At 62.9% G+C, this 4,912-nt stretch carries 4 protein-coding genes; 1 reads left to right on the forward strand and 3 read right to left on the reverse strand.

The genetic code is table 11. The features are described 5' to 3' along the window. Nucleotides 1-256: 256 nt before the first annotated feature. The 3 genes from ABZD10_RS13675 to ABZD10_RS13685 all read right to left on the reverse strand — a co-directional run bounded on the left by ABZD10_RS13675 (nucleotide 257) and on the right by ABZD10_RS13685 (nucleotide 3,384). Entirely contained in the window at nucleotides 257-655 is a 399-nt protein-coding gene (locus ABZD10_RS13675) for an MAPEG family protein (RefSeq protein ID WP_372887290.1), read from the reverse strand. 106 nt (nucleotides 656-761) lie between these two features. Then, a complete protein-coding gene (locus ABZD10_RS13680) occupies nucleotides 762-1,466 on the reverse strand; it encodes a response regulator transcription factor (RefSeq protein ID WP_372887291.1) in 705 nt (234 codons plus the stop codon). 4 nt (nucleotides 1,467-1,470) lie between these two features. Beyond that, entirely contained in the window at nucleotides 1,471-3,384 is a 1,914-nt protein-coding gene (locus tag ABZD10_RS13685; RefSeq protein WP_372887293.1) for a PAS-domain containing protein, read from the reverse strand. 195 nt (nucleotides 3,385-3,579) lie between these two features. Between ABZD10_RS13685 and ABZD10_RS13690 the strand changes: the two genes are divergently transcribed. Further along, nucleotides 3,580-4,912, forward strand: a 1,333-nt coding sequence (locus ABZD10_RS13690) for an AMP-binding protein (protein ID WP_372887294.1), incomplete at its 3' end; no start/stop codon positions are given.

Raw genomic sequence — 4,912 nt, forward strand, 5'->3', positions numbered from 1 at the left:
CACGCCCCATTCGCGCAGCACCGAAATCTCGTTGAAGAGGTTATAGGCGATCTCGACGCGGTAATAGCGCGGGCGTTTCTTTCGGCAGCGGAGATAGAGGATGCAGATGGCCATGTGACCATTTTAGGGCAGAAAGAATCCTTGTGCAACAAGGCGGTAGCCCGGAAGGTGCCTGGGTGGATGGACGTCCGAAAAAAGGCCCCCACAGCCAAACTGGTCTGCGGGGGCAGCGGGAGTGAACCCGTCCGGGAGAGTGTCAGATTACGCCGAGCAGCCGCAGCCCCAGTGCAAGGGTCGACAGCGCCGCCAGCGTGAAAGCCAGGGTTCTCAGCACCGTAATGCCGAGCGCATAAATGAAGTAATGAGCCAGAATGGCGAAGAAGAACCCCTTGGCCAGCAGGCCGGGATAGGGATCTTCCGGGATCTTCAGCATGGCGATAACGGCCAGCGGGGCGAAGGCCACGAAGGCCTCGAGTGCCACCTGATGGGCGCGCATCGCCCGCTGGGCCCAAGGTGACTGCGGGGTTGCATCGGGGTCGTAATTGGCCAGCGCCCCCATCAGCCCGCGCACCATTGCCCGGTCGATGATGTACGGCACCCAGGCAAGCCCGATCCAGACCGCGCTGAGTGCCGTGTACTGCTCGAGAGAATTCATTTCTTGCCCTCCCAGTTGCAGGAGAATAGCACAAAATGTGGTGATTACCTATATATTGTATGTAAATACCCGGGCGCGGCCAGATGTTGGGTGTGGATCCGGGGGCTCACTGCCAGATCACATCCCCGAGAAAGATATAGCCGGCGCCGTATATGGTCTTGATAAGGCGGGGGTTTTTCGGATCTTCCCGAAGTTTCGTGCGCAGCCGTGAGATCCGCACATCCATCGCCCGGTCAAAGCTTTCGCCGGCCGCCCCGCCGAGGGTTTCCTGCATATGGGCGCGGCTGATCAGCCGTTTGGGACTGTCGAGGAACAGCCGCAGCACTTCGCCCTCGGCATGGCTGAAGGTGGTCTCTTCGCCGGCCTCGTCCTCGAGGACGTAGCGGTCGAAATAGGCGGTCCAGCCGTTGAAGCGCGCGGTGTTGCCCGCGCTCTGGGCGGCGGGGCGTTCCTTGCGCAGCCGAGCGCGCACCCGGGCCACCACCTCGGCCGGATCGAAGGGTTTGATGATGTAGTCATCGGCGCCCAGTTCGAGCCCGGTGACACGGTCCTGCACCTGGGCGCGCCCCGAGATGATGATCACCGCCGCGCCCTGTTCCAGCGCCAGGCGGTGCACCAGCGTCAGCCCGTCCTTGTCGGGCAGGCCGAGATCCACCAGGCAGACATCGGGGGTGGTCGATTTCAGCGCCGCCTCGAATTCGGTGGCGCGGCCGAAGCCCATGGTGCGAAAGCCCGCATCCTCGAGCGCGTCGGCCAGCATCGAGCGGATTTCCGGTTCGTCGTCCAGGATGGTCACCAGGGGGGCGGTCATGGCGTCACCTCGCTTGCAGAAAGGCCGAGAGCTGCTCGGCGTCAAAGGGTTTCGGCAGCACCGGCGCCCGCGCGGCGCCCTCGACATACAGCGGATCGGAGGGCGGCAGCGAGGTCATCAGGTAATAGGGCAGCGGCCCCGAGGCCAGTTCGCGGATCAGGTCGACCCCCGAGGCCTCGCCCTCGAGCGAGATGTCGGAGAGCACCAGCGAGATGTCCGGCACCTGCGACAGGAGGGTGCGCGCCTCTTCGACGCTGGCGGCCTCGATCACCGAATGGCCCATGTCGATCAGCATGTCGCGGATCAGGCCGCGCAGGTCGGGGTTGTCTTCGACCAGCAGCGCCAGCCCGGTCGCGTCATGCCGCCGGGCCTGACGGAAGGGCAGGCGCAGGGTGACGCAGCCGCCGGTGTCGGTGTTTTCCAGCCGCACCTCGCCCCCGGCAAGCTTGGTCAGGTCATAGACCATGGCCAGCCCCAGCCCCGAGCCTTCGCTGCCCTTGGTGGTGAAGAAGGGATCAAGCGCATGTTTCAGCGCCTCGTCCGAGAAGCCGGTGCCGGTGTCGCAGACCTTGAGCTGCAACCATGTGTTCTTGACCACCCGCGCGTCGATATGCACCGCGCCGCTGCCGCCGCAGGCATCGCGGGCGTTGAGGATCAGGTTGACCAGCGAATCCTGCAGCATGCCGGCATCGACCAGAACCGGGGTATCGCCGATCGCATTGTCGATGGTCAGCGTGATCTCTTCGGTCAGGGTCGGGGTGGCCAGGGTCCGCAGTTCGGCCAGAAACCCGGTCATGTCCGTGGCCAGCATCCTCGGGGCGCGATGCCCGGTCATGTCGGCGATATGGCTCAGCAGGGTGCCGCCGCGACGGGTCGCGGCCAGTGTCGCCTCGACCAGTTCGGTGGCCTCGGGGCTCAGGTCGAGCTTTTGCAGCTTGCCCTGCATGCCGAGGATGATGGTCAGAAGGTTCGAGAAATCATGCGCCAGGCCGCTGGTCATCTGGGCGGCGATCTCGCGCCGCCGGGTGTGTTGCAGCGCGACGCGTGTCTGGGTCTCTTCGGTGATGTCCATCGACAGGATATAGACGCCCCGGCGCGCCCCGGTCTCGCTGTCGGGGGTAAAGGCGACGCGGATGCGCCGGGTGCTCAGCAGATCGGTGAATTCGAACACCGAGGGCCGGCCCTTGAAGCCGCTTTCCAGATGCGGCTTGATCGCCTCATAGGCGGCATCCCCCAGCGCGTCGCGGATATGTTCGCCGACGATGTTCGATTCGCGACCGGGCATCACCGAGGACAGCCGGCGGTTGGAATAGGTATAATGCCGGTCCGGCCCGACATGGGCGATATGGGCGGGCATCATCTCGGCCGTCAGCCGCATCCGCGATTCGCTCTGGATCAGCTGGCGCTTGGTTTCCTCCAGCGCCTTCACCGTGCTTTCCAGCTCGCGGTTGGTGGTCGAAAGATCGGCGGCATATTGCAGCAGCTGGTCGGAGAGTTCCTCGGAGCGTCCGCGCAGCAGGTCTTCCTGGCGCTTGGCGCGGGTGATGTCGGTATAGACCGCCACCCAGCCGCCCCCCGGCAGCGGCGATCCCTCGACGCTGACCCAGCGCCCGTCGGCGCGCTGGCGTTCGAAATAATGCGGTTCGAAGGCGAGGGCCCGCTCGACCCGTTCCTGGATGAAGGGGGCGATTTCCTCTTCGGGGATCGGGCCGTATTCGCCCTTGTCGACAAGGAAGCGGATGGTTTCGGAAAAGGGCGCGCCGGGCTGCATCAACCTATCCGGGATCGAGAACAACTCGCGGAACCGGGTGTTGGCCACCACCAGGCGCAGGTCGCTGTCATAGATCGACAGGGCCTGCTGGATAAGGTTCAGTCCGGCCGTCGTCATGGCCCGGGCAGTGGCGGAATTGGGCTCCATCAAGGATCCTTTCACCTCATGGCTAACACCGGTTTCAAGCCTCGGAAAGACTGAATTGAGGCCTGTTACAATTCGTAAGGATTAGGAAATGTTCAGGAAAAAGTTGACGCCCAGTGTAATTCCGGCACCTTTGACAGCAGGAGGAATCGCCGTGGCGAGTCAGCTTGCTGGGCGGTCTTATGGGAGGAAGATAATTTGGCACAGTCGTCACAAGCGACCGGCGGACTGGCGTCCGTACCGGCGCTTTTGCAGCGGAACGCCGTCCTGTACGCGGAAAAAGCCGCGTATCGGGAGAAGGAGTTCGGCATCTGGCAGTCCTGGACCTGGGCTGATACCGAGAAAGAGGTCGAAGCTCTGGCTCTCGGGTTGATCAACCTCGGTGTGAACGAGGGCGATTTCATCGCCATCATCGGACGCAATCGCCCCTATTTCTACTTCGCCATGGTCGCCGCGCAGTCGGTCGGCGCGGTGCCGGTGCCGGTCTACAACGACAGCGCCGCCGAAGAGATGGAATATATCCTCGGTCACTGCGGCGCGCGTTTCGCGATCGTCGAGGACCAGGAGCAGGTCGACAAGATCATCGAGATTCAGGAGCACCTGCATCAGTTCGAGCACATGATCTATATCGATCCGCGCGGTCTGCGCAAATATGACCACCGGGCGCTGCACGAATACAGCCGCGTCCAGGATCAGGGCCGCGCCGCCTATGACGAGTTCATCAACGAGCTTGCGGCGCGTCGCGAGAAGCTGACCTATGACAGCACCTGCGTGATGCTCTATACCTCGGGCACCACCGGCAAGCCCAAGGGCGTCGTTCTGTCGAACCGCAACGTCATCGAATCGGCGAAGAATTCGTCCGAGTTCGACGGGCTGGGCGCCGACGAAGAGATCCTGTCCTATCTGCCGATGGCCTGGGTCGGTGACTTCATCTTCTCGATCGGTCAGGCCTATTGGTGCGGCTTCTGCGTCAACTGTCCGGAAAGCCCGGAGACGATGATGACCGACCTGCGCGAGATCGGGCCGACCTATTATTTCGCCCCGCCGCGCATCTTCGAGACCCAGCTGACCAATGTCATGATCCGCATGGAAGACAGCGGCGACCTGAAATACGCGCTGTTCCATCACTTCATGGATTTCGCCAAGACCGCCGGCGAGAAATACGGCATGCCCAAGCGCAGCCTGGCCAAGCCGGACCTCAAGCGCCGGTTCAAGAACGCCTGGCGCTATGGCATGGGGATCGGCTTCGCCGTCGAAGCCATTCTTGAAAACATGGTCCGCCTGTTCTTCTACAAGCTGCGCTATGGCAAGAAGGCCCGCGATCATTTCAAGGCCAAGGATCCGCTGGGCCTGAACCTCTACCGCGGCAGCCTGCGCGACTATTTCAAGTACCGCATGGGCAACGTGCTGGTCTATGGTCCGCTGAAAGACACGCTGGGCTTTGGCCGGGTGCGCGTCGGCTATACCGCCGGTGAGGCCATCGGCCCCGAGATCTTCGAATTCTACCGCAGCCTCGGCATCAACCTGAAGC

This window comes from Shimia sp., assembly GCF_041624275.1.
Lineage (GTDB): Bacteria > Pseudomonadota > Alphaproteobacteria > Rhodobacterales > Rhodobacteraceae > Shimia.